Raw genomic sequence first — 22,200 nt, 5'->3', positions numbered from 1 at the left:
GTCCTCTCGGTCCGGTCAGGTGGGCAACGGTGCGTCGCGTTTAAGTTGGTCCATCACGATCTGGCTGTGCACCCGTGCCACTGCAGGATGCGGCAGTATCACTTGGTGAAGCAAGCGATTGAGCGCGGAAAGATCGTCGCAATAGACGTGCAGCAGGTAATCTGCCTCTCCGGTCATCGTCCAGGCGCTGGTGATCTCGGGGCGGGTGTTTACCATGCGGGCAAAACTCTCGGATTGTTCCGGTCCATGGGTGCCCAGATGCACCTGAATAAAGCCCTGAACCTGCAGCCCCAGTTTCAGGGGGTCCAGCCGCGCGGCATAACCGGTGATGTAGCCTTCGGCCTCTAACCGTTGACGACGTCGCCCCGCCTGGCTTGGGGAAAGGTTCAGCATTTCACCCAGTTGATGCGCGGTCAGGTGGGCGTCCTTTTGCAGGGCAGACAGCAGACGCGTATCGGTGGAATCCAGCATATGCGGAATTTCTCCAGAATTTCTTAAAACCGTGCGTGATTTGCGCGCGTGAATACAGTTTACACGAAAACTATGCGCAGAAACAGCGCTTGATAAGGCGTATTTTGGAATCAGCAAAGAAATTCCTGTTTTTACGGAGACGCGCCATGGGTCCTTTCCCGCATAACGCCCCGAAATCTGTCATCAGCCCCGAAAACCCCGCCGGAACCGATGGGTTCGAGTTTGTCGAATTCGCCCATCCCGAACCTCAGGAACTGCGCGATCTCTTCGCAAAAATGGGGTTCGAACTGGTCGGGCACCACAAGGACAGGCCTCTGGTCGAACTGTGGCAACAAGGTGATGTGACTTACATCCTGAATGCCGAGCCCGAAAGCTTCGCCGCCAAATTTGTCCAAGAGCACGGACCATGCGCGCCAGCGATGGGATGGCGTGTTGTGGACGCGCAAAAGGCCTATGAACACGCGGTGGCTAAAGGGGCTGAACCCTACGAAGCGGCCGACAAAACCATGGACGTCCCGGCAATCAAGGGCATTGGTGGGTCGCTGATCTATTTCATCGATCAGTATTACGAAACATCGCCTTACAATCAGGAGTTCAACTGGACTACCCAGTCGAAACCGCGTGGCGACGGGTTCTATTACCTCGATCACCTGACCCACAACGTCTACAAGGGCAACATGGACAAGTGGTTCAAGTTCTACGAGGACCTGTTCAACTTCCGTGAAATCCGGTTCTTCGACATTCAGGGCAAGTTCACTGGCCTGTTTAGCCGCGCGCTGACGTCGCCCTGTGGCCGTATCCGCATCCCGATCAACGAAGACCGTGGCGAGACGGGGCAGATCGTGTCTTACCTGAAAAAGTACAAGGGTGAAGGTATTCAGCACATCGCGGTGGGCAGCGAAGACATCTACGCGTCGACCGATGCGATTGCCGAAAAAGGTCTGAAGTTCATGCCGGGTCCGAACCAAGCGTATTACGAGATGTCCACGGATCGCGTCGCGGATCACGAAGAGCCTTTGGACCGGATGATGAAGCACGGCATTCTGATCGATGGCGAGGGCGTTCTGGACGGTGGAGAGACGCGGATCCTGTTGCAAATCTTCTCGAAAACCGTGATTGGCCCGATCTTTTTCGAGTTCATCCAGCGTAAAGGCGATGATGGCTTTGGCGAAGGGAACTTTCAGGCCCTGTTCGAATCCATCGAACGCGAGCAGATCGAAAGTGGCGAAATTTCAGCAGCTTAAAAGCTCTTCTTGAATCACGCGAAAGGCGGTCATTTAGGCCGCCTTTTTTTGCGCCTTTAGCTTCGAGGCATCTTCAAGGTCACGTTCTTGCCACGCTTCTGGTATCGCAGCTCGCTGTCACCGATGGCGATGACGCTGCCTCCGTCCAGCCTGTCTCCGACTTTCAGCTTTTTGTACCGACCACTCGGCAACCGGACCAAAGCACGCCGGTTGGCCGGGGTGCCGTAGACCCCAATCAGGTTCAGCTTGCGCAGATTGATCGCATTGTCGATCGTCGCCTGCCGCGCCACCGAAGCGGTCGAGGGTATTTTGGGTGCAACGCTTTTCGGCTGGAAAGATCCGGGCTCATTCGAGCTCTGGTCAATCGCAGCGGTCGAACCAAGATTAGCGGTCTTAGTGCTGGTCGGCGGAGCAAGCCCCGCAGGGCGCGTTTTGGGGCGTGGTACCCGAACGACGGCCAAAGCGGTCGGCGTGTGATCAACCTCGATCTCTTCCTGCACGGACGCGGGGCGCAGTTTCGGGCGGACTACAGCCAGTTCCTCGCGTGTGCGCCCGCCCAGTTGCTGACGTTCAAAGCTTTCCAACAGATTACCCGGCCGGGGTTTCGGCCGGTATTGCGCCAGCCGATCTGCTGGGTCTTCCTCAATTGGTTCTTGTTCGAACCTGACCGGAACGGCCGGTGGAACTTTGGCCGGACGGCCCAGATAAACAACAACCCCGTCGGGGTTCAGGGTTCCTTCGGCACTGGCCGTGACTAGACCGCGTTCATCCAGATCGAATTGGGCTCCGGCCAGCGCGGGCAGGACGGATTGTTCGAAAGGCAAGTCGGTTTCAAAACTGCTGACGGGGGGCAGCGCCACGGCGTCTTGAGACAGATCTGTTTTGTCCAAAGTCGCAAGGTACAGGTCTTCGGGCGGTGCCAGAATCGGGTCTTGCAGGGGGCCTGGAGCGGTAATCTCGATACCTGTCGGCGTCGCAGATTGCTGAGTCTCGGTGTCTTGTTCGACCTGTTCAACAGTGGTCGGCGCAACATTCAGGGCCTCAAGGATCGCGGCGTCCGTGGCGCTCAGGTCCGGAGCCGTTTCCTCGACAAGATCCAAGGCCGCTTCTCCATCCGGCGCAGGCTGCTGGGCCTCAGGTGGGGTAATGACTGCAATTTCCGGTTCGTCGGCTACCTCTGGTTCCGGCGCTTGGGCAATCTGGGTGTCACTGGTCAAGGGTTCAGGGGCTGGCTCGGTATCCTCGACCTGAACGGTGTCCGCTGCAGAAAGTTTCTCATCACCCGAACCTGTCAACGACCACATGGCCACGGCAATGCCAACGATCACACATGCCGCAGCGGCCGGAATGGCATACCGGGTAACGGACTGTGACGCGGGCGCGCTGACTGAGGGTTTGGCTACCGGCGCGGAACGAAACTCGGTCGGAGCCTCGGATTCGGCGATTGCATGGACGGCGGGGCCGGGCTCTTTGGCAGAAGGTTCTTCAACCTCGTCCGGCTCAGCTACAGTCGGGTTGTCGTCGCCGATGTAGAATGTGGGTTCAGACGGAAAGTCCTGCCCTTCAACCGGCGTGCTGTATTGAACGGGGACAAACCCGTGCTCGGTCGCAAACGTTCGCGCTTCTTCCAGGGTCTGTTTAGCAACCGCCGCGACATGGGTGATCGGACCATCTGTCGCTGTGTCAAAGGCCAGTTCATTCAATTCATAGGGCGTGGAATCGGCCAGTTCGGCCTGCGCTTTCTCGGCGCTTTCCTTCGGGCCAAGCCCGTCGGTCGTCACGGACAGAAATCGCACCTGATCCGCTGGGATCACCAGTTTGCAATTCAGATCGTTTTCGAGGGCAAAGCCTTTGTCTCGCAATGCGACGATTTGCGTATTCAGGTCCGGCGCATCCAGAGAGACCTCGCCAACGCAGAACCAATCGCCGTCCGAATGGTGGTGCAAGGATATTCCGGTCGAAGAAAAAGACAGCGCAAAGGCGGGTTTCATAATCCGGAAGAACCATAATTGTCAGCATCTGTGCAAACGACTGTTCGTTCGCAGAGTGACATTAAAGCAGGATCCCGCCGAGGGAAAGAAAAAGCCGGTCTTTCCCCTTGTTCGGCAGACCACCGCCACCCCATGTTGGGGCAAAGCATATCGGAGGGAAGACCTTGAATAAAATCGCTTTTCTGGCCGCAGTATTGTCGATGTCGGTGGCTGGCCTCGCCCATGCGGAAGAACGTCGCATCACAGTTGACGCGGCGGGAACCGTGCAGGCCGCGCCCGACATGGCGACCATCACGCTTGGCGTCACCAATGAGGACGCGCAGGCGTCGAACGCCATGAAAGCCACGTCAGACGCTGTGGCGCAGGTACTGAATCGCCTGCAAGAGCTTGGGATCGAAACGCGCGACGTGCAGACGCGTGATGTGTCCTTGTCGCCGGTTTGGAACAACCGGAACAGCTCGACCGGAGATCGACCGGAGATTTCAGGCTTTGTCGCGTCGAATCGCGTTTTCGTCCGCGTTCGTGACCTGTCGCAGCTTGGAACGATCATGGACGCGGTTATCCAGGACGGCGCCAATGACTTTGGCGGGCTGAGCTTTGGTGTGCAGGACCCCAAGCCGCTGGAAGCGAAGGCGCGGGCCAATGCCGTTGGTGAAGCGACGGCCAAGGCCGAGCAGCTTGCGCAGGCGGCAAACGTGACGCTTGGTCCGGTTCAAGAGATCAGCGAACAGGTCGGCGGTGTTCGTCCCGTTGCTATGATGCGTGAGTTCAGTGCCGCGGATGCAGGTGGCGTACCGGTCGCTGGCGGCGAGGTTTCCGTCTCGGTCACCGTGACAATGGAATTCGAAATCTCTGAGTGACCTCAAGAACCTGCGCGGGCCATCAGCGGTTGTCGTTGTTGGCCCGTTTGATCGAAGTTGTCTGGCGACAGCCACGCCCCAAAGGCGCTGCGGATGCGGGGCCACTCGCTGTCGATGATGGAATACCACGCCGTGTCCCGGTTGCGGCCTTTGTAGTGGGTGGCCTGTCGGAATGTGCCTTCGTAGGTAAATCCCAACCGCTCGGCCGCCCGGCATGACGGCGCGTTCAGCGCATCGCATTTCCATTCATAGCGACGATATCCCAGCTCATCGAATACACGACGCATCATCAGGAACATGGTCTCGGTCGATTGCGGCTTGCGTTGCAGCAGGGGCGAGAAGTGGATGTGTCCTACCTCAATCACACCCGCCGCAGGTTCAATCCGCAGGAATGAGGCCATACCAACCGGTGTTTCATTGCTGTCCAGCACCGTGTGAAACATCGGATCGGCGTCCATACAGGTTGCCCGCGCCCAATCCTCGAACGCCGGTTCACTGTCGAATGGCCCATAGGGCAGGTAGGTCCAGTTGTGGCCATCGGTGTCGTTGGCAAACGCCCGGAACAATCCGGGCGCGTGCCGGTTCACGTCCAGCGGCACGACAGAACAATAGCGGCCTTCCATCGGCGTATAAGGCGGGGTCGGGCGAGGGAAGTCGCCTGACACCGACAGTCCGACGGGTTGGCCCAGTTCGTTGGTGTCGTGCCCGCTCATCTGTCAGGCCGACGCTTTGGCCAACGCCTGATCCAGATCAGCGATCAGGTCGTCCGCGTCTTCGATGCCAATGGACAAGCGCACAACGTTCGGGCCAGCGCCTGCTGCCTCTTGCTGTTCGGGTGTCAGCTGACGGTGCGTGGTCGAGGCCGAGTGGATGATCAACGATCGCGCGTCGCCCAGATTGGCCACATGGCTAAAGATTTCCAACGCGTTGACCAGTTTGATGCAAGCGTCATAGCCGCCTTTGACCGCGAAGGTGAACAGCGCGCCCGCGCCCTTCTTGTATTGCGCCTTGACCCGGTCGTGGTAGGGCGAGGAGGGTAGTCCGGCATAAGTGACGTATTCCACGCGGTCATCCGCCTCGAGCCAGGCCGCAATCTTCTGTGCGTTTTCGACGTGACGCTCCATCCGCAAGGACAAGGTCTCGATCCCCAGCAGCGTGTAATGCGCCGCCTGCGGATTCATCGTCATGCCCAGATCGCGCAGGCCGATGGCAATACCGTGGAAAGTGAAGGCCAGCGGGCCGAAGGTCTCATGGAATTTCAGGCCGTGATAGGCCTGTTCCGGTTCGCTCAGTGAGGGGAACTTGTCGTTGGCCGACCAATCGAATTTGCCCGAATCCACGATGCAGCCGCCGGTGACGGTCCCGTTACCGGTCAGGTACTTTGTGGTTGAGTGCACCACCAGCGTCGCACCCTGTTCGATGGGGCGGCACAGGTAAGGTGTGGCCGAGGTGTTGTCGACGATCAACGGAATACCCGCCGCATCTGCAATGTCAGCCATCGCACGGATATCGGTGACATAGCCGCCGGGGTTGGCAATGGATTCACAGAATACCGCGCGGGTGTTTTCGTCGATGGCGTCTTTCACCGCGTCCAGATCATCGGTGTCGACGAATTTCGCAGACCAGCCAAAGCGTTTGATGGTCTGGTTGAACTGGGTGACCGTACCGCCGTACAGACGCGTCGAGGCCACAACGTTGCAGCCCGGACCCATCAGCGGGAACAGAGCCATGATTTGCGCCGCATGGCCCGAGGAACAGCAAACGGCGCCAACGCCACCTTCCAATGTGGCGATGCGTTCCTGCAGTACGGCCACCGTCGGGTTGGTCAGACGGGAATAAATGAAGCCGACCTCTTGCAGGTTGAACAGGGCGGCCGCGTGATCGGCGTCGCGGAATACATAGGCTGTGGTCTGGTAGATAGGTGTCTGACGTGCGCCAGTTGCCGGGTCGGGCCGGGCGCCCGCGTGAATTTGAAGCGTATCAAAACCGTAGGTGGGGCCGTCAGACATCTTGGAATTCTCCTGTTGATATATATGCGTTGCTGAATCTCTAGGCGATTGGGCTCGCGCGCACAACAATCCTGTCAGCGCATCCAAAGGCCGTTACTGCGGATCTGATTGCGAATGACCTGCTCGCGCTGCGGCAGGTTTTCGCGGTCGAACATATCCCGGATTTTGTGACCCTTGCGCTGGATCACCAGCTTCTTGATCGGGTCATAGCCCTTGAGCACTTTCTTGACCCGGTTTGGTGCCACAACGGTTTCCAGCACTTCGACAACGTGATCGTTTTCACGGGCGTAAAGCAGGGGGAACAACCGATAGTGACAGCTGACCGACCCATCCAGAAGACCCGAGGGCAGGGCATCCCGACCACCACCAAAGGAATGGATCACCAGTGGCAATGCAGCCTGATCCAGCCACGGATCAAGGTTTTGGCCTGCCAGTTCCGGAATATCCCCATCCCGGATCGTGCGGGCATAATCCAGAAAGCGTTCCCCAAACGTGTGCGGGCAGGAATAGAAGAAAAATCCTGCGTTGAAGTACAGGTAGCGCCGCCAGTAGTCCACCGGTTGGCTGGTATCCAGCGAGCTTTCAAAATCCAACCCGAACCGGCGATACAAGGCGTTCCAGATGCCATCAAATCCGGGACCGTAGAGTGTCGGCTTAGGCCAGGTTCCCTCGACCTTCAGCGATGCACCGGGGCGGTCAAAATCGAAGGGGACGGTGTTTAGATCACCGGTGATCAGCGTGTCGCTGTCGAAAAACACAAACGGCTCGCCTTTGGGCATGGCCTGCAGGGCTTCGATCTTGTTGCCACAAGGATAGCTGCTGCCAAAGAAATGGTTTTCGAAAGGCAGGAATTCGACATCCAGCTGACGCAGGGCTTTCAGGACATCCTCGTCCTGGATACTGGGGTCCTGCGGCCAGCGTGGCCCGGGCTGAGGTACTGCGACAAAGAGGCGACCAGAGAAATTCGGTGAACTGTGGCGCAGCGAGGCCGCGAACAGCAGCGCCTCGTATTGAAGCCGGTTGTTTTGTCCGATGATGACAATGTTGAATTTCGGTGGGTTGGCCTGCATCGGATTTCTTTCGGGTATTTGGCCGTTGTCCGGCACTGCTCGGATTCTGTCCGGCCTACAGTACGCAGCAGATGCCTCTAAAACCAGATGCGAACGGGGATCGTCCGGCAAAATTTGAAAACGTCGGATTCGCGCCCATGTAATGCTGAGGTGGCGAGACAGGAGAATCCTCATGAGGGTCAACGCAGATTTCACCAAACGCGTCGCGGTTCATTTCGATCAGAACGAATGGGTGGCTTCACCCGCAGCCGGGATCGAGCGCAAGATGCTGGATCGCATTGGTGAGGAGGTGGCTCGCGCGACAACCATCGTTCGCTTCGCTCCGGGCAGCGCTTTTGCCCCACATACGCATGACGGCGGAGAAGAATATCTGGTTTTGGACGGTGTGTTTCAGGACGAAACCGGAGATTTCCCGGTCGGTAGCTATGTTCGAAACCCGCCGACCTCATCGCATACACCTTCGGCTAAAGAGGGGGCGACGATTCTGGTGAAATTGCACCAGTTCGACCCTGAAGATCGGACCGAACTGCGCCGTTCGATCGATGGTGAGGGCACGGTTCGACTTTTTAAGGACGAACGTGAAGAGGTCCGTGTCCTAAACTTGGCACCTGGTGAGAAGCTGGATCTGGATGCATCCCAGGGTTTGGAATTGTTCGTGATCGAGGGCGGGTTTCAAGAATCCGGTGAAGAGTTTTCGACCTGGGATTGGCTGAGACTGCCACCGGAAACGCAGTCCAACGTCGTCGCTGGGCCTTCAGGCGCGCGTGTTTGGGTTAAATCCGGTCACTTGTCCGAGATGATCTGAATAATCCATCTGCATGAAAAACAGGCAAAACCTGCAGAAAATCGTACTTCGAAACCCGGATTTTTGATTTTTTTGACCATTTGGCAAATTTTACCAATTGATAAAAAATCAGATTGTGGCAAGCTGAGGTCATAACGAACATATCTACAGGGAGTAGAGTGATGGCACAGGGCCAGATTGCCTCCGGCATTGTCTCCGGGCGGCTGTCCAGCGATGAGCTGACCTCGAATTTCACGGATCTGCATCCGCCACTGGCCCCGCATGAGGCCGCCGTGGCAGCAGATCGGTGTTATTTTTGTTACGACGCGCCATGTGTGACGGCTTGTCCAACGGACATCGATATTCCGCTGTTTATGCGGCAGATACAGGCTGGCCAACCTGAAGCTGCGGGTGAGACCATTCTGGCGCAGAACATTCTGGGCGGCATGTGCGCCCGCGTTTGTCCCACCGAGACACTGTGCGAAGAATCCTGTGTGCGCGAAACTGCCGAAGGCCAGCCCGTTGAGATCGGTCGTCTGCAGCGCTACGCGACAGACAGTGTCATGGTTGCAGGGGATCATCCGTTTGAACGGGCTGCGCCCACGGGCAAAACGGTTGCCGTAATCGGGGCAGGGCCTGCAGGACTGGCGTGCGCGCACCGGCTGGCGATGCTTGGTCATGACGTGGTGATCCACGAAAGCCGTCCCAAACCTGGCGGTCTGAACGAATACGGGATCGCTGCGTATAAATCGACAAACGACTTTGCCCAGGCCGAGGTCGACTGGTTGCTGAAAATCGGCGGGATCTCAATCGAAACGGGTTCTGTGCTGGGCGAGAGCATTTCACTGGACGGACTGGTTCAAAACTACGATGCCGTGTTCCTGTCCATTGGACTGACCGGGGTGAACGCTCTGCGGGCGCAGGGGGCTGATCTGGACGGTGTCCGCTTCGCGGTCGACTTCATCTCGGACGTCCGTCAGGCGTCTGATCTGGCAAATCTTCCGGTTGGACGAAACGTGGTCGTGATCGGCGGCGGCATGACCGCGGTGGACGCTGCGGTAAAGTCGAAACTGCTGGGCGCTGAACATGTAACGATCGCCTACCGTCGCGGCCGGGATGCCATGGGAGCCAGCCGATATGAGCAGGATCTCGCTTCCTCGCACGGCGTCAAGATCATGACCAACGTGCAGCCCGTGGCCGTTCATGGAAACGGGGCAGCGGCCGAGATCGAATTGGAGTATACTTCCAGCCATGACGGCCAGCTTTCCGGTACCGGAGAGATGATCCGCGTGCCAGCAGATCAGGTGCTCAAGGCAATCGGACAAAAGCTGGATGGCGCGCCCGATGGGCTGAAGCTGGATGGCAACAAGATTGCCGTGAGTGAGGCTGGACGCACGTCGATGGCTGGGGTCTGGGCTGGGGGCGACTGCGCCGCGGGTGGCGAAGACCTGACAGTGACAGCTGTGGCCGAAGGCCGCGATGCCGCGATGGATATTCACGCAAGCCTGACCGCATGACGGCAGGCGTCGAACAGTGAGTATTTGTAAAAAGATGAAGATGCCGAGTTGCATCAGGGAGGCCGGATAAATGGCTGATTTGAAGACAAACTTTCTTGGGATAGAAAGCCCGAACCCGTACTGGCTGGCATCCGCGCCGCCGACGGACAAGGAATACAATGTGCGCCGCGCATTCGAGGCCGGATGGGGTGGAGTTGTTTGGAAAACGCTGGGGTCGGAAGGGCCGCCGGTCGTAAACGTTAATGGCCCACGCTATGGGGCAATTTACGGTGCTGACCGTCGGTTGCTGGGTCTCAACAACATCGAACTCATCACGGACCGACCGCTTGAGGTGAACCTCGAGGAGATGGCGCGGGTCAAGGCTGACTACCCGGATCGTGCACTGATCGCCTCGATCATGGTGCCGTGCGAGGAAGAGGCATGGAAAGCCATCCTGCCGCGCGTCGCTGAAACCGGCGCCGATGGGATCGAACTGAACTTTGGCTGTCCGCACGGGATGAGCGAGCGCGGCATGGGTTCGGCCGTGGGGCAGGTGCCGGAATATATCGAGATGGTGACCCGTTGGTGCAAGCAATACTATGACCGCCCGGTCATCGTGAAATTGACGCCGAACATCACCGACATTCGCAAGCCAGCCGAGGCCGCCAGGAACGGTGGTGCGGATGCTGTATCTCTGATCAATACCATCAATTCGATTACCAGCGTCAATCTGGACACGTTCAGCCCGGAACCGTCGATTGATGGCAAAGGAAGCCATGGCGGCTACTGCGGCCCCGCGGTGAAACCGATCGCTCTGTCCATGGTGTCCGAGATTTCCCGGGCTCAAGCCACGCATGGCCTGCCGATTTCAGGTATCGGCGGCGTGACCACATGGCGGGATGCGGCGGAGTTTATGGCGCTGGGATGTGGCACCGTTCAGGTGTGCACCGCGGCGATGACCTATGGGTTCAAGATCATCGACGAACTGACCGCCGGCCTGTCCAAATGGATGGACGAAAAGGGCTACAAGGATGTCTCGGAAATCGTCGGTCTGGCCGTTCCGAACGTCACCGACTGGCAGTATCTGAATCTGAACTACGTGGCGAAGGCCAAGATTGATAAGGACCAGTGCATCAAATGCGGCCGCTGCTATGCCGCGTGTGAAGATACAAGCCATCAAGCGATCTCGATGTCCGATGACCGGGTGTTCGAGGTCATGGATGACGAATGCGTCGCCTGTAACCTGTGCGTGGATGTGTGTCCGGTCGACGGATGTATCTCGATGGTGCCGATGGAGGCAGGAGAGGTCGATCCGCGCACCGGACGGGAAGTACAGCCGGAATATGCGAACTGGACAACCCATCCAAACAATCCGATGGCAAAAGCTGCCGAATAGGTCGACTGGCAAAAGCAACAAAGGGCCGGCAAATGCGGGCCCTTTTTTGAGAACCGCACTTCCGTTGACACATTGTACGTTCTACGAAACGAAAAGCTGCACGTTTGCCCTGCAAAGGCCCCCCAACAGCCCGCTACTAGAATTTGTCTTTAGCCAAAGGGTGAGTTTTCGCCCGGCGGGAAATGGCGGCCAAAAGGAAAATCCTGCGCATCTGAGCACTTAGATAAGTCATCGGGGGTAACTGCCCGATACATCCCTTGTGTTTGGTGGAAAGAGAGAAGGATCTCGAGAAAGCTGGGCTTGATCAGAGCCGCTCATAAGCCAGAAGACGAGTACTATAAGATATCAAGCTTTTAGGCAGCCACCGTTTTCGCCACCGTCGGTATCTTAGTCATCGTCATCGTCATCGTCATCGTCTTTGTCTTTGCCGCTACCTTTCCCTTTGCCTTTGCCCTCACCTTTCCCTTTCCCTTTCCCTTTCCCTTTCCCTTTACCCTTACCTTTGTCACCGCCCTTACCCTTACCCTTACCTTTGCCCTTGTCAGCACCTTTGCCTTTGCCTTTGCTGTCGTCGCTTTCACCGAAACGTTTGCCGCCTCGCGCGTCCGTCGCTCGGTCAACTTCGTCGAAGCTGTTTCCGCCAACTTGGGCGCTCGCGATTAGGCCTTCGAGCCTACTGTTGTTTAAGCTGTCGGCCCCATTATCTTTTTCGGAACGCCCGGTTCTTGTGCTGTTTGAGAAGTTATTCTTGCGGGGATCGCATTCGTTGCGAGATCTCCATACGAAGCTGCGCAATTCCCTTGATAGTTCGTCGTCACCTGTAAGGGCGAAAGGGCGTGCCACCACGTATCGCCACACTTCGCAGTTGTCACCCGCATTCAAAAGCCTATCGATCTCTTGCAGGTACTCTGCCTCGGTATTTCCGCGGGACGTTACACCGCACCCGGTCAAAAAGAGAAAAGCAACTAACAACAACTGGCGCATATCAAATGCCCCTACAAGCACCACGGAACGCCTGGCTGGTCGCGCGCCGTCACCAAAACCCAGTATGAACTAAGCAATCATACTATCACGCAGTTTCAGCCACGACAGAAAAAAGCTCAGCGACTTTGAGTGGCCTTAGCGTTATGCGCAGCTAAGCCAGACTATCGGAATCGCCAAAGTCTCCGTAGGTCGCATGCGGATGTTACTTGCCACGGCTCCCGCACGTAGCCCTTCGTCATGGCGCCAGCAGCTTGCGATAGAGCGTATCGATAAACGGTTCAGCCCCTTCAAACGGGTCTTCATCCCCCAGGATCGAACGGACCTGAACATCGAAATCCGCGTAGTGCTGCGTCAGTGCCCAGATCGAGAAGATCAGGTGGTAGGGATGCAGCCGTGCGATTTTCCCCTCATCCATCCAACCCGTCAGGATCGCCGTTTTTTCATCGACCAAAGCCTTCAGGTCATTCGAAAGTGCATCGTGAATACGCGGCGCGCCCTGAACCAGCTCATTGGCGAAGAGGCGGCTTTCGCGCGGTAACTCGCGGCTCATCTGCAATTTTCGGCGGGTGTACGAGAGGATTTCTTCCATCGGGTCGCCTGATTCGTCAAGATCGTGCAAGGGGGCCAGCCACGTTTCCAACAGGCCGGACAGCAGGGCAGTGTGGATCGCCTCTTTCGACGGGAAGTAATACAGCAGGTTCGGTTTGCTCAGCCCGGCCTCGGCTGCGATCTGATCGACAGTTGCCCCACGGAAACCATGCGCGGAAAACACGTTCAGCGCGGCCTCGAGAATCGCGGCGCGGTTCTTTTTCTGTATTCGGGTCGGGGCGCGGTCTTTGGGCATGTTTCCAGGTCGTCTCTTTTTCCGCCAAGCGGGCACCAAATATGCCGAAATTTCCGGCGGCACCATGCAATTTCTTGACTGATGTTGAACCCGTGATAGCGTGAGTTTGACCAGATGGTCAAATCAAGACACCAAAAGCGAGCCAATTCGCAAGCGACAGGGAAAATCAAAATGGCAGCTCCGGCGCAAAACCTCAGGATCAATGGCGACAGACTTTGGGACAGCCTGATGGAGATGGCCAAGATCGGCCCGGGCGTTGCGGGCGGCAATAATCGCCAGACCCTGACGGATGAGGATGCGGAAGGGCGCGCCTTGTTCCAGAGTTGGTGCGAGGATGCGGGCTGTACTATGGGGCTGGACCAGATGGGTAATATGTTTGCCCGCCGCGAAGGCACCGATCCCGAGGCGCTTCCGGTTTATGTCGGCTCGCATCTGGATACACAGCCGACTGGCGGTAAGTATGACGGTGTTTTGGGGGTGCTTGGTGGTCTGGAAATCATCCGCACGCTTAACGATTTGGGTATCAAGACGAAACACCCGATCATCGCGACCAACTGGACCAATGAAGAGGGTACGCGTTATGCCCCGGCGATGCTGTCTTCAGGCGTGTTTGCTGGAATGCACACGCAGGACTGGGCCTATGACCGCGAGGATGCCGAGGGCAAGAAGTTCGGGGATGAGTTGCAGCGCATCGGCTGGCGTGGCGACGAAGAAGTTGGCGCCCGCAAAATGCATGCGTTCTTTGAGTTGCATATCGAACAGGGGCCAATCCTTGAGGCCGAAGGCAAAGACATCGGCGTCGTTACGCATGGGCAGGGCCTGAGTTGGACCCAAGTCACCGTGACTGGCAAAGACGCGCATACCGGCTCGACCCCGATGCCGATGCGCAAGAACGCCGGGCTGGCGATGGCGCGTATTCTGGAGAAGGTGGACGAGATCGCGTGGTCCCATGCCCCTCACGCCGTTGGCGCGGCTGGGCATATCGATGTCTATCCCAATTCTCGCAACGTGATCCCCGGCAAGGCGGTGTTCACAGTCGATTTCCGTTCGCCCGAGCTGGACGTCATCACTGATATGGAGAACCGTCTGCGCGTCGCGGCTGAAGATATCGTCGAAGAGATGGGCCTGCAGATCGCATTCGAAAAGGTCGGCGGATTTGATCCGGTGAAGTTTGACGAGGGGTGCGTCGCAGCGGTTCGCGATGCGGCCGAGCGGCTGGGATACTCGCACACCGACATCATTTCGGGGGCGGGACATGATGCCTGCTGGATTAACCGTGTGGCACCAACCGCGATGGTCATGTGCCCCTGTGTCGACGGGTTGAGCCACAATGAGGCCGAAGAGATCAGCAAGGAATGGGCCGCTGCTGGTGCGGACGTCTTGTTTCACGCCGTCGTAGAAACTGCAGAAATCGTTGAATAAAAGGGAATCGGCCCGGTCGCTGGGTTCTCAAGTCAAAACAACATGAGGCGCAAAGCGCCCGCAGGGAGAAAAACATGTCTACTGTGATCAAGAACGGAACCGTCGTTACTGCTGATCTGTCGTACAAAGCTGACGTCAAAGTCGAAGACGGTGTCATCACCGAAATCGGAATGGGTCTGAAAGGTGACAACGAACTGGACGCCACCGGTTGTTATGTCATGCCGGGCGGGATCGACCCGCATACGCATCTTGAGATGCCTTTCATGGGTACATACTCCAGCGATGACTTCGAGAGCGGCACGCGTGCTGCGCTGGCAGGCGGTACCACAATGGTTGTCGATTTCGCTCTGCCAAACCCGGGCGAAAGCCTGCTGGACGCTCTGAAACGCTGGGACAACAAATCCACCCGCGCAAACTGCGACTACTCTTTCCACATGGCTGTGACCTGGTGGGGCGAGCAGGTGTTCGATGACATCAAGACCGTGATCGAGACACGCGGCATAAACACATTTAAGCACTTCATGGCTTACAAGGGCGCGCTGATGGTGAACGATGACGAACTGTTCGCCTCGTTCAAGCGTCTGGCCGAACTGGGCGGCACCGCGATGGTGCATGCCGAAAATGGGGACGTGGTGGCGGAGCTGAGCGCCAAGCTGTTGGCCGAGGGCAACACGGGACCCGAGGCGCATGCCTATTCCCGTCCGCCACAGGTTGAGGGCGAGGCGACCAACCGCGCCATCATGATCGCCGATATGGCCGGTGTTCCGCTGTATGTGGTGCACACGTCCTGCGAAGAAGCGCATGAAGCCATTCGCCGGGCCAAGATGCAGGGCAAACGCGTGTGGGGTGAACCTCTGATCCAGCATCTTACGTTGGATGAGAGCGAGTACTTCGATCAGGATTGGGATCATGCCGCGCGCCGCGTTATGAGTCCTCCGTTCCGGAATAAACAGCATCAGGACAGTCTGTGGAACGGTCTGCAATCCGGATCGCTGAGCGTGGTAGCTACGGACCATTGTGCCTTTACGACTGAGCAAAAGCGGTATGGAGTAGGGGACTTTACCAAGATCCCAAACGGCACAGGCGGGTTGGAAGACCGGATGCCCATGCTCTGGACACACGGGGTGAACACCGGGCGTCTGACGATGAACGAGTTTGTGGCCGTTACATCAACGAATATCGCCAAAATCATGAATTGCTATCCGAAAAAGGGCGCGATCCTTGTCGGGGCGGATGCGGATATCGTTGTATGGGACCCTGAGAAGACCAAGACGATCAGTGCGGGGTCTCAGCAGTCGTCGATCGACTACAACGTGTTCGAAGGCAAAGAGGTGGAGGGCCTGCCGCGCTTTACGCTGACCCGTGGCCATGTGGCTGTACATGACGGCGAAATTCGCACGCAAGAGGGGCATGGCGATTTCGTTGCGCGCGAACCCAATGGGCACGTGAACAAAGCGCTGAGTACTTGGAAAGAGTTGACCGCGCCGCGACCGGTGGAACGGTCGGGCATTCCGGCGACGGGCGTATGATGCGTGCGGGCCGCGTATCTCGCGGCCCAAAGCCAAATCTTTTCAAGGCTATGGAATGAATACTGAAAGCACTACCCAGCCCGTTATCGAGGCAAGGCAGCTGGACCTGACCTTCCAAACCAATGACGGACCAATTCACGCGCTGAAAGACGTAAACCTGACGGTCGACAAGGGAGACTTCGTCAGCTTCATTGGGCCTTCTGGTTGCGGCAAGACAACCTTCTTGCGATGCATCGCTGCGCTTGAAACGCCGACCGGGGGGACCCTGACCGTCAATGGCATGACACCGGATGAGGCGCGGCGAAATCGTGCTTACGGGTACGTGTTTCAGGCGGCCGGGCTGTATCCTTGGCGCACCATTGCCAAGAACATCAAACTGCCGCTCGAGATCATGGGATATTCGACTGCTGAGCAGAATGACCGCGTGAAAAACGTTCTGGAACTCGTTGATCTAGAAGGGTTTGGTGGAAAATTCCCATGGCAATTGTCTGGGGGAATGCAGCAGCGGGCCAGCATCGCTCGGGCACTGGCATTTGATGCGGATATCCTGCTGATGGATGAGCCTTTCGGGGCGCTGGACGAGATCGTGCGCGATCACCTGAACGAACAGCTTCTGGCGCTGTGGGCGCGGACGGAAAAGACCATTGGGTTTGTTACGCACTCGATCCCCGAGGCTGTGTATCTCAGCACCAAGATCGTGGTGATGAGCCCGCGACCGGGGCGGATTACGGATGTGATTGATAGCCCGCTGCCGAAAGAACGGCCATTGGACATCCGAGACTCGCCGGAGTTCATCGAGGTCGCCCATCGCGTGCGCGAGGGCCTGAGGGCGGGGCATGCGGATGATGAGTGACGGCATCAAGGCATTCTGGGCTGTTTTGACCGTTCTCGCGGTGATCGTCGCATTTTGGTACGCCGCCTGTGTTCCCATGAACATCAAAGGCGTGCTGACCGAGCAGGAGCGTGCAGGGGCCGAAGTGCAGCCCCCGTCAGCAAAAGACCGGCGGGATATGTCCGAGTTCGGACTGGTGTTCAAAAACAGCTTCGCTATTCCGGCGACGTGGGAGCAGGACCGACCTCGTTTGCCAGCCCCGCATCAGGTCGCCATCGAGATGTGGGAGACGACGGTCGAGAAGAAGATCACCTCAAAACGGTCTTTGATCTACCACGGCTGGGTTACGCTCAGTGCGACGATGCTAGGCTTTGTGATCGGCACCGGATTGGGCATCTTGCTGGCCGTGGGCATCGTCCACAGCCGGGTCATGGATCTGTCAGTGATGCCTTGGGCTATCGTCAGCCAGACCATTCCCATCATTGCTCTGGCCCCAATGATCATCGTGGTGCTGTACTCGGTCGGTATTCAGGGGATCATCCCAAAGGCGGTTATTTCGGCCTATCTGAGTTTCTTCCCGGTCGTTGTCGGCATGGTTAAAGGCCTGCGCAGCCCGGACGCAATGCAACTGGATCTGCTGCGCACCTATAACGCAAGTCGGTCTCAGGGCTTTTGGAAACTGCGTCTGCCTGCTTCGATGCCGTACCTGTTCACGTCGTTGAAAATCGGTATCGCAGCGTCTCTGGTCGGAGCAATCGTCGGTGAATTGCCGACAGGGGCGGTGGCCGGTCTTGGCGCGCGCTTGCTGGCCGGCAGCTATTACGGTCAGACGGTGCAGATTTGGTCGGCCCTGTTCGCGGCAGCCATTCTCGCGGCGTGTCTGGTCGGACTACTGGGGCTGATTGAGCGGACAGTTCTCAAACGGATGGGGATGGTCCAATGATGTTGGTGTTGATTGCAATCGCCGTTTGGATGTCTGGCTGGTGGCTGAACGGCCGACTGGCCAGCGGACCATATGCCAACACGCGTATGGTTCGATTTCTGGCACCGTTCATCTTTGGCCTGACGATCATTGCGGTGTGGGAGTTGGTGGTTCGGGGCCTTGAGGTGCCATTGGTCATCCTGCCTGCGCCATCCGTCATCGCGGTGCGCTTCGCCGATAGCCTGCCGATACTTTGGGCGGACTTCTTTCAGACCATCATAAAGGGGGCGCTCAGCGGTTACCTTATCGGCTGTAGCGCCGCGTTCCTGATGGCGATCGCCGTGGATCGTTGGGATTTCCTGCGGCTTGGGCTTCTACCAGTTGGCAACTTCGTCGCGGCCCTGCCTATTGTGGGCACGGCCCCCATTCTGGTGATGTGGTTCGGGTTTGACTGGCACTCCAAAGCCGCCGTGGTCGTTGTGATGGTCTTCTTCCCGATGCTGGTGAATACAGTGGCCGGTTTGCGAGAGGCCACTGCCATGCAACGCGACCTGATGGAGACCTATGCAGCCACCTACTGGCAAAGCTTTCTAAAGCTGCGATTGCCAGCCGCGATGCCCTTTATCTTCAACGGCTTAAAGATTTCTACCACTCTGGCACTGATCGGCGCTATCGTGGCAGAGTTCTTTGGCTCACCAACGCTTGGCATGGGCTTTCGGATTTCGACCAGCGTCGGGCAATTGTCGCTTGATATGGTCTGGGCTGAGATCGTGGTGGCGGCATTGGCCGGGACAGCATTTTATGGTCTGGTCGCAATGATCGAAAAGGCGGTGACATTCTGGCATCCGTCGCAACGAGGATAACAATAACAATTCAACAGACCCCAAAAGGGGCACCAACAGTAACTAGGAGATATGAAGATGAATAAGTTACTCAGCGGGGCGATAGCCGCCTTTAGCCTGGCCGCCAGTTCGGCCTTCGCTGCGGATGAGGTGACATTGCAACTGAAGTGGGTCACGCAGGCACAGTTCGCGGGCTACTATGTTGCCAAGGACAAGGGGTTCTACGAAGAAGAGGGGCTGGACGTCACCATTCTGCCCGGCGGTCCGGACATTGCGCCAACGCAGGTGATTGCAGGTGGTGGTGCTGACGTGACCGTTGAATGGATGCCCGCCGCTCTGGCCGCGCGGGAAAAGGGGTTGCCGCTGGTGAACATCGCGCAGCCGTTCAAAAGCTCGGGCATGATGCTGACCTGCTGGAAAGATGCCGGTATTGCCGCGCCCGAAGACCTTAAAAACCGCACGCTGGGCGTTTGGTTCTTCGGCAACGAATTCCCGTTCATGAGCTGGATGAGCCAGTTGGGCATCGACACCGGGGGCAAAAGCGAAAGTGGTGTCGAGGTTCTGAAACAGGGTTTCAATGTCGACCCGCTGCTGCAGCGACAGGCCGATTGCATCAGCACGATGACCTACAACGAGTACTGGCAGGTTATCGACTCCGGCGTTAGCCCCGATGAGCTGGTAACATTTAAATACGAAGATCAGGGTGTCGCGACGCTAGAAGACGGTCTGTATGTTCTGGAAGAGAACCTGAGCGACGCAGCCTTCGTCGACAAGATGGAGCGTTTCGTTCGTGCATCCATGAAGGGCTGGAAATACGCCGAAGAGAACCCGGAAGAGGCGGCGGATATCGTGCTTGAGAACGACGCGACCGGTGCCCAGACCGAAGAACATCAAAAGCGCATGATGGGTGAGATTGCCAAGCTGACCGCAGGTTCAAACGGCGCGCTGGACCCTGCCGATTTCGAACGCACAGTGGCCACGTTGCTGGCCGGTGGTTCTGATCCGGTGATCACCAAGCAGCCGGACGGAGCGTGGACGCATCAGATTACAGACGCTGCCCTGAACTGATCCTGCTCAATCGAGCTGAAAAAACGCGGTCCCATTTGGGGCCGCGTTTCCTTTTGAAGATGTCGGAAATGTGTCTGTACTTGCGGTCAAAATGGCTTAGAATTCCATTGTATTTTAGCGCATTTGCTACGAAACACCCGAAAGACCGAAGGAAATGCAGGGATTTGCAACAGAATTCAGCTCTGCCATTGCGCTCATCCTGAACGGGGATGCCGAGCTTTGGGCGATCGTGCTGTTGTCCCTTAAGGTTTCCATCTTTGCAGTCCTGATTTCCGCTTTGATCGGGATGCCGGTTGGGGCGGCTTTGGCCGTCGCGCGCTTTCCCGGGCGGCGGATGTTGATCATTCTGATGAACGCTCTGATGGGGTTTCCGCCAGTTGTTGTGGGTCTGTTGGTCTACCTGATGCTGTCGCGGTCCGGGCCTTTGGGCGTACTTGAGTTGCTCTACACACCTACCGCGATGATCATCGCCCAGGTGGTTCTGGTGACGCCCATTGTGGCTGCCCTGACGCGGCAGGTGGTTGAGATGCTGGCTGAGGAATACTCGGAGCAGCTCCGTTCGCTGGGCGTGTCTCGTTTGGCCTCGGTTCCGGTTCTGTTGTGGGACGCGCGGCTGGCGCTCGTTACGGCCCTGTTGGCCGGGTTCGGCCGCGCCATTGCCGAAGTTGGTGCGGTCATCATAGTCGGCGGCAACATCAACCACGTTACCCGCGTCATGACGACGACCATCGCGTTGGAAACCTCAAAAGGTAATCTGGCGCTGGCACTGGCGCTAGGGGCGATCCTGATTGGTATTGCGGTGGCGGTGAACGCGATGGTCAGCACGCTTAGCCTGCGTGCCGAGAAGGAGGGGTTGCGTCATGCGTGACCTGGCCCCTGAAATGATTCGTTGTATCTCTGTCAGTGGTTTGCAGATCTCAAAGAATGGCACCGCCTTGCTGAATGTACCGCGCCTGAATCTGGATGGGCCGGGGCCAACTATGATTCTTGGGCCAAATGGGGCTGGCAAAAGCCTGTTGCTGCGTTGCCTGCACGGTCTGATTGCACCCGACACAGGGCGCGTGGAACAAGACGGCGTTCCGTTGAATAAGGACCACAAGGCGCGTCAGGCGATGGTCTTTCAGAAACCCGTTTTGTTGCGCCGCTCAGTTGCGGCCAACATGGATTTTGTTCTGAAACGGCGGGGCTTGCAACGCACGGTTCGCAAGGCGCGCATCGCGGAATTGCTGGCCGAAGGCGGGCTGGAAAGCAAGGCTCGACAATCGGCCAGATCACTGTCCGGGGGTGAGGCACAAAGGCTGGCCATATTGCGCGCGTTGGCGCTGGACCCGGACACACTGTTCCTGGACGAGCCGACGAGCGCACTAGATCCCAGCGCTACACAGATGATCGAACGGATGATCCTGCGCGCCTCGACCCGTGGGGTGCGGATCGTCATGGTCACGCATGACATCGGTCAGGCACGTCGACTGGCGGCGGATATCGTAATGATGCAGGGTGGTCGTGTGGTTGAACACGGTGACGCTCGGCAGGTCTTGGATGCCCCCCAAAGCGATGCCTCTCGCAGGTATCTTGCAGGTGGGTTAGTCACATAATCAAAAACTGGAGTTCGGAATGATCCGGAACGTTTTTCGGGCAGCATTGGTTTCCCTTGGCTTGTTAACAGGCCCGGCATTGGCCGAAGAGCCCTTTATCGTGGTGCAATCAACGACTTCGACCCAGAACTCAGGGCTGTTGGATTACATCCTTCCCTGGTTCGAAGCAGAGACCGGGATCGACGTGCGCGTTGTGGCGGTCGGCACCGGTCAGGCGATCCGGAACGCGATCAACGGGGACGGCGACGTTCTGCTGGTCCATGCCAAAGCGGACGAGGAGCAGTTCGTCGCAGACGGCTGGGGCGTTGAACGGTTTGACGTCATGTACAATGATTTTGTCCTCGTCGGGCCCAAGTCCGATCCGGCCAAAGTCAAGGGCGGATCAGACATTGTGGCGGCGCTGGCTGCGGTGTCCGAAGCTGAGGCGCCATTTGCCTCGCGCGGGGATGATAGCGGGACCCACAAGGCCGAAATGCGTCATTGGAAAACGGCCGGTGTCGATCCAACCGGTGCCTCGGGCACCTGGTACCGCGAAACGGGTTCCGGCATGGGGGCGACATTGAACGTAGCCAGCGGCATGGATGCCTATACGTTGACCGATCGCGCGACGTGGGAAGCCTTTGGCAACAGAGGAAACCTAGAGGTGTTGGTCGAAGGCGATCCGCGTCTTTTCAATCAATATGGCGTCATTCTGGTGAACCCCGAAAAACACCCCCGAGTGCGCGCAGCGGCGGGACAGCGATTTATTGACTGGCTTGTCGGCCCGGACGGGCAGGCGGCAATTGAGTCCTATCAACTGAATGGCCAGCAATTGTTTTTTCCGAACGCAAACTGAGGCGGG

General features: G+C 57.7%; 21 protein-coding genes. 14 read left to right on the top strand and 7 right to left on the bottom strand.

All coding sequences use genetic code 11. From position 1 onward, the window contains the following. Positions 1 to 15 precede the first annotated feature (15 nt). Positions 16 to 471 carry an Lrp/AsnC family transcriptional regulator gene (locus MHN28_RS08105; protein WP_239337826.1) on the bottom strand — a complete coding sequence of 152 codons (456 nt, stop codon included), beginning with the start codon at positions 469 to 471 and terminating at the stop codon, positions 16 to 18. A 146-nt stretch (positions 472 to 617) separates the two neighbouring features. On the opposite strand from MHN28_RS08105, the gene hppD reads away from it, so the two are divergent. Continuing rightward, positions 618 to 1,715: a 4-hydroxyphenylpyruvate dioxygenase gene (hppD, locus tag MHN28_RS08100; RefSeq protein ID WP_239337824.1), complete on the top strand. Its 1,098-nt coding sequence runs from the start codon at positions 618 to 620 to the stop codon at positions 1,713 to 1,715. Between the two features lie 56 nt (positions 1,716 to 1,771). Here hppD and MHN28_RS08095 read toward each other — a convergent pair whose 3' ends face one another. After that, a complete protein-coding gene (locus MHN28_RS08095; RefSeq protein ID WP_239337821.1) occupies positions 1,772 to 3,706 on the bottom strand; it encodes a hypothetical protein in 1,935 nt (644 codons plus the stop codon). A 164-nt stretch (positions 3,707 to 3,870) separates the two neighbouring features. Between MHN28_RS08095 and MHN28_RS08090 the strand changes: the two genes are divergently transcribed. Then, positions 3,871 to 4,566 (top strand): SIMPL domain-containing protein, encoded by a 696-nt coding sequence (locus MHN28_RS08090; protein WP_239337818.1) that lies wholly within the window; start codon positions 3,871 to 3,873, stop codon positions 4,564 to 4,566. Positions 4,567 to 4,568: 2 nt separating this feature from the next. Here the strand turns inward: MHN28_RS08090 and MHN28_RS08085 are convergent, their stop codons facing one another. The 3 genes from MHN28_RS08085 to MHN28_RS08075 form a co-directional block, all read right to left on the bottom strand. Further along, positions 4,569 to 5,279, bottom strand: coding sequence for a GNAT family N-acetyltransferase (locus tag MHN28_RS08085; RefSeq protein WP_239337815.1), 711 nt, complete (start codon positions 5,277 to 5,279; stop codon positions 4,569 to 4,571). A 3-nt stretch (positions 5,280 to 5,282) separates the two neighbouring features. Then, positions 5,283 to 6,575, bottom strand: a complete 1,293-nt coding sequence (locus MHN28_RS08080; RefSeq protein WP_239337812.1) for an O-acetylhomoserine aminocarboxypropyltransferase/cysteine synthase family protein — start codon at positions 6,573 to 6,575, stop codon at positions 5,283 to 5,285. Between the two features lie 74 nt (positions 6,576 to 6,649). Continuing rightward, positions 6,650 to 7,645, bottom strand: a complete 996-nt coding sequence (locus MHN28_RS08075; RefSeq protein WP_239337809.1) for a hypothetical protein — start codon at positions 7,643 to 7,645, stop codon at positions 6,650 to 6,652. Between the two features lie 172 nt (positions 7,646 to 7,817). Here MHN28_RS08075 and MHN28_RS08070 point away from each other — a divergent pair, with 172 nt between their 5' ends. From MHN28_RS08070 to preA, 3 genes are all read left to right on the top strand, one after another. Then, positions 7,818 to 8,450: a cupin domain-containing protein gene (locus tag MHN28_RS08070; protein ID WP_239337808.1), complete on the top strand. Its 633-nt coding sequence runs from the start codon at positions 7,818 to 7,820 to the stop codon at positions 8,448 to 8,450. Between the two features lie 161 nt (positions 8,451 to 8,611). Continuing rightward, positions 8,612 to 9,946 carry an NAD(P)-dependent oxidoreductase gene (locus tag MHN28_RS08065; RefSeq protein ID WP_239337807.1) on the top strand — a complete coding sequence of 445 codons (1,335 nt, stop codon included), beginning with the start codon at positions 8,612 to 8,614 and terminating at the stop codon, positions 9,944 to 9,946. A gap of 70 nt (positions 9,947 to 10,016) precedes the next feature. After that, on the top strand, positions 10,017 to 11,321 hold the full coding sequence (gene preA / locus MHN28_RS08060; RefSeq protein ID WP_239337806.1) for an NAD-dependent dihydropyrimidine dehydrogenase subunit PreA: 1,305 nt from the start codon (positions 10,017 to 10,019) through the stop codon (positions 11,319 to 11,321). Positions 11,322 to 11,708: 387 nt separating this feature from the next. On the opposite strand, the gene MHN28_RS08055 is transcribed toward preA, so the two are convergent. Next, a complete protein-coding gene (locus MHN28_RS08055) occupies positions 11,709 to 12,305 on the bottom strand; it encodes a hypothetical protein (protein WP_239337805.1) in 597 nt (198 codons plus the stop codon). A gap of 235 nt (positions 12,306 to 12,540) precedes the next feature. Beyond that, positions 12,541 to 13,149: a TetR family transcriptional regulator C-terminal domain-containing protein gene (locus MHN28_RS08050; RefSeq protein WP_239337804.1), complete on the bottom strand. Its 609-nt coding sequence runs from the start codon at positions 13,147 to 13,149 to the stop codon at positions 12,541 to 12,543. A 171-nt stretch (positions 13,150 to 13,320) separates the two neighbouring features. Between MHN28_RS08050 and MHN28_RS08045 the strand changes: the two genes are divergently transcribed. From MHN28_RS08045 to MHN28_RS08005, 9 genes are all read left to right on the top strand, one after another. Then, positions 13,321 to 14,571 carry a Zn-dependent hydrolase gene (locus tag MHN28_RS08045; RefSeq protein WP_239337803.1) on the top strand — a complete coding sequence of 417 codons (1,251 nt, stop codon included), beginning with the start codon at positions 13,321 to 13,323 and terminating at the stop codon, positions 14,569 to 14,571. Between the two features lie 74 nt (positions 14,572 to 14,645). After that, complete coding sequence (gene hydA / locus MHN28_RS08040) at positions 14,646 to 16,100, top strand: dihydropyrimidinase (RefSeq protein WP_239337802.1); 1,455 nt, start codon at positions 14,646 to 14,648, stop codon at positions 16,098 to 16,100. A 55-nt stretch (positions 16,101 to 16,155) separates the two neighbouring features. Then, the gene (locus MHN28_RS08035; RefSeq protein ID WP_239337801.1) at positions 16,156 to 16,953 is read left to right on the top strand and encodes an ABC transporter ATP-binding protein; all 798 of its coding nucleotides are present in this window, start codon (positions 16,156 to 16,158) and stop codon (positions 16,951 to 16,953) included. Between the two features lie 4 nt (positions 16,954 to 16,957). Beyond that, positions 16,958 to 17,875, top strand: coding sequence for an ABC transporter permease (locus MHN28_RS08030; protein ID WP_239338174.1), 918 nt, complete (start codon positions 16,958 to 16,960; stop codon positions 17,873 to 17,875). Continuing rightward, positions 17,872 to 18,717: an ABC transporter permease gene (locus MHN28_RS08025; RefSeq protein WP_239337799.1), complete on the top strand. Its 846-nt coding sequence runs from the start codon at positions 17,872 to 17,874 to the stop codon at positions 18,715 to 18,717. Before MHN28_RS08030 ends, MHN28_RS08025 begins: the two co-directional genes overlap by 4 nt. Before the next feature lie 57 nt (positions 18,718 to 18,774). Continuing rightward, positions 18,775 to 19,764 (top strand): ABC transporter substrate-binding protein, encoded by a 990-nt coding sequence (locus tag MHN28_RS08020; protein WP_239337797.1) that lies wholly within the window; start codon positions 18,775 to 18,777, stop codon positions 19,762 to 19,764. Between the two features lie 154 nt (positions 19,765 to 19,918). Beyond that, positions 19,919 to 20,632 (top strand): ABC transporter permease, encoded by a 714-nt coding sequence (locus MHN28_RS08015; RefSeq protein WP_239337795.1) that lies wholly within the window; start codon positions 19,919 to 19,921, stop codon positions 20,630 to 20,632. Further along, a complete protein-coding gene (locus tag MHN28_RS08010) occupies positions 20,625 to 21,359 on the top strand; it encodes an ATP-binding cassette domain-containing protein (RefSeq protein ID WP_239337793.1) in 735 nt (244 codons plus the stop codon). Before MHN28_RS08015 ends, MHN28_RS08010 begins: the two co-directional genes overlap by 8 nt. Positions 21,360 to 21,378: 19 nt before the next feature. Then, entirely contained in the window at positions 21,379 to 22,194 is an 816-nt protein-coding gene (locus tag MHN28_RS08005; RefSeq protein ID WP_239337792.1) for a substrate-binding domain-containing protein, read from the top strand. Positions 22,195 to 22,200: the final 6 nt, after the last annotated feature.

This window comes from Ruegeria sp. Ofav3-42, assembly GCF_022347725.1.
In the GTDB taxonomy this organism is placed as follows: Bacteria; Pseudomonadota; Alphaproteobacteria; order Rhodobacterales; family Rhodobacteraceae; genus Ruegeria.
This window is presented reverse-complemented; position numbering and strand designations above follow the sequence as displayed.

Bases quoted from the DNA above. Each gene is read 5' to 3' on its own strand.
- MHN28_RS08105 (WP_239337826.1), bottom strand. From the start codon at position 471: ATGCTGGATTCCACCGATACGCGTCTGCTGTCTGCCCTGCAAAAGGAC.
- MHN28_RS08015 (WP_239337795.1), top strand. From the start codon at position 19,919: ATGCAGGGATTTGCAACAGAATTCAGCTCTGCCATTGCGCTCATCCTG.
- MHN28_RS08050 (WP_239337804.1), bottom strand. From the start codon at position 13,149: ATGCCCAAAGACCGCGCCCCGACCCGAATACAGAAAAAGAACCGCGCC.
- MHN28_RS08005 (WP_239337792.1), top strand. From the start codon at position 21,379: ATGATCCGGAACGTTTTTCGGGCAGCATTGGTTTCCCTTGGCTTGTTA.
- MHN28_RS08080 (WP_239337812.1), bottom strand. From the start codon at position 6,575: ATGTCTGACGGCCCCACCTACGGTTTTGATACGCTTCAAATTCACGCG.
- MHN28_RS08065 (WP_239337807.1), top strand. From the start codon at position 8,612: ATGGCACAGGGCCAGATTGCCTCCGGCATTGTCTCCGGGCGGCTGTCC.
- MHN28_RS08055 (WP_239337805.1), bottom strand. From the start codon at position 12,305: ATGCGCCAGTTGTTGTTAGTTGCTTTTCTCTTTTTGACCGGGTGCGGT.
- MHN28_RS08070 (WP_239337808.1), top strand. From the start codon at position 7,818: ATGAGGGTCAACGCAGATTTCACCAAACGCGTCGCGGTTCATTTCGAT.
- MHN28_RS08085 (WP_239337815.1), bottom strand. From the start codon at position 5,279: ATGAGCGGGCACGACACCAACGAACTGGGCCAACCCGTCGGACTGTCG.
- MHN28_RS08045 (WP_239337803.1), top strand. From the start codon at position 13,321: ATGGCAGCTCCGGCGCAAAACCTCAGGATCAATGGCGACAGACTTTGG.
- MHN28_RS08075 (WP_239337809.1), bottom strand. From the start codon at position 7,645: ATGCAGGCCAACCCACCGAAATTCAACATTGTCATCATCGGACAAAAC.
- preA (WP_239337806.1), top strand. From the start codon at position 10,017: ATGGCTGATTTGAAGACAAACTTTCTTGGGATAGAAAGCCCGAACCCG.
- hppD (WP_239337824.1), top strand. From the start codon at position 618: ATGGGTCCTTTCCCGCATAACGCCCCGAAATCTGTCATCAGCCCCGAA.
- MHN28_RS08010 (WP_239337793.1), top strand. From the start codon at position 20,625: ATGCGTGACCTGGCCCCTGAAATGATTCGTTGTATCTCTGTCAGTGGT.
- MHN28_RS08035 (WP_239337801.1), top strand. From the start codon at position 16,156: ATGAATACTGAAAGCACTACCCAGCCCGTTATCGAGGCAAGGCAGCTG.
- MHN28_RS08020 (WP_239337797.1), top strand. From the start codon at position 18,775: ATGAATAAGTTACTCAGCGGGGCGATAGCCGCCTTTAGCCTGGCCGCC.
- hydA (WP_239337802.1), top strand. From the start codon at position 14,646: ATGTCTACTGTGATCAAGAACGGAACCGTCGTTACTGCTGATCTGTCG.
- MHN28_RS08095 (WP_239337821.1), bottom strand. From the start codon at position 3,706: ATGAAACCCGCCTTTGCGCTGTCTTTTTCTTCGACCGGAATATCCTTG.
- MHN28_RS08025 (WP_239337799.1), top strand. From the start codon at position 17,872: ATGATGTTGGTGTTGATTGCAATCGCCGTTTGGATGTCTGGCTGGTGG.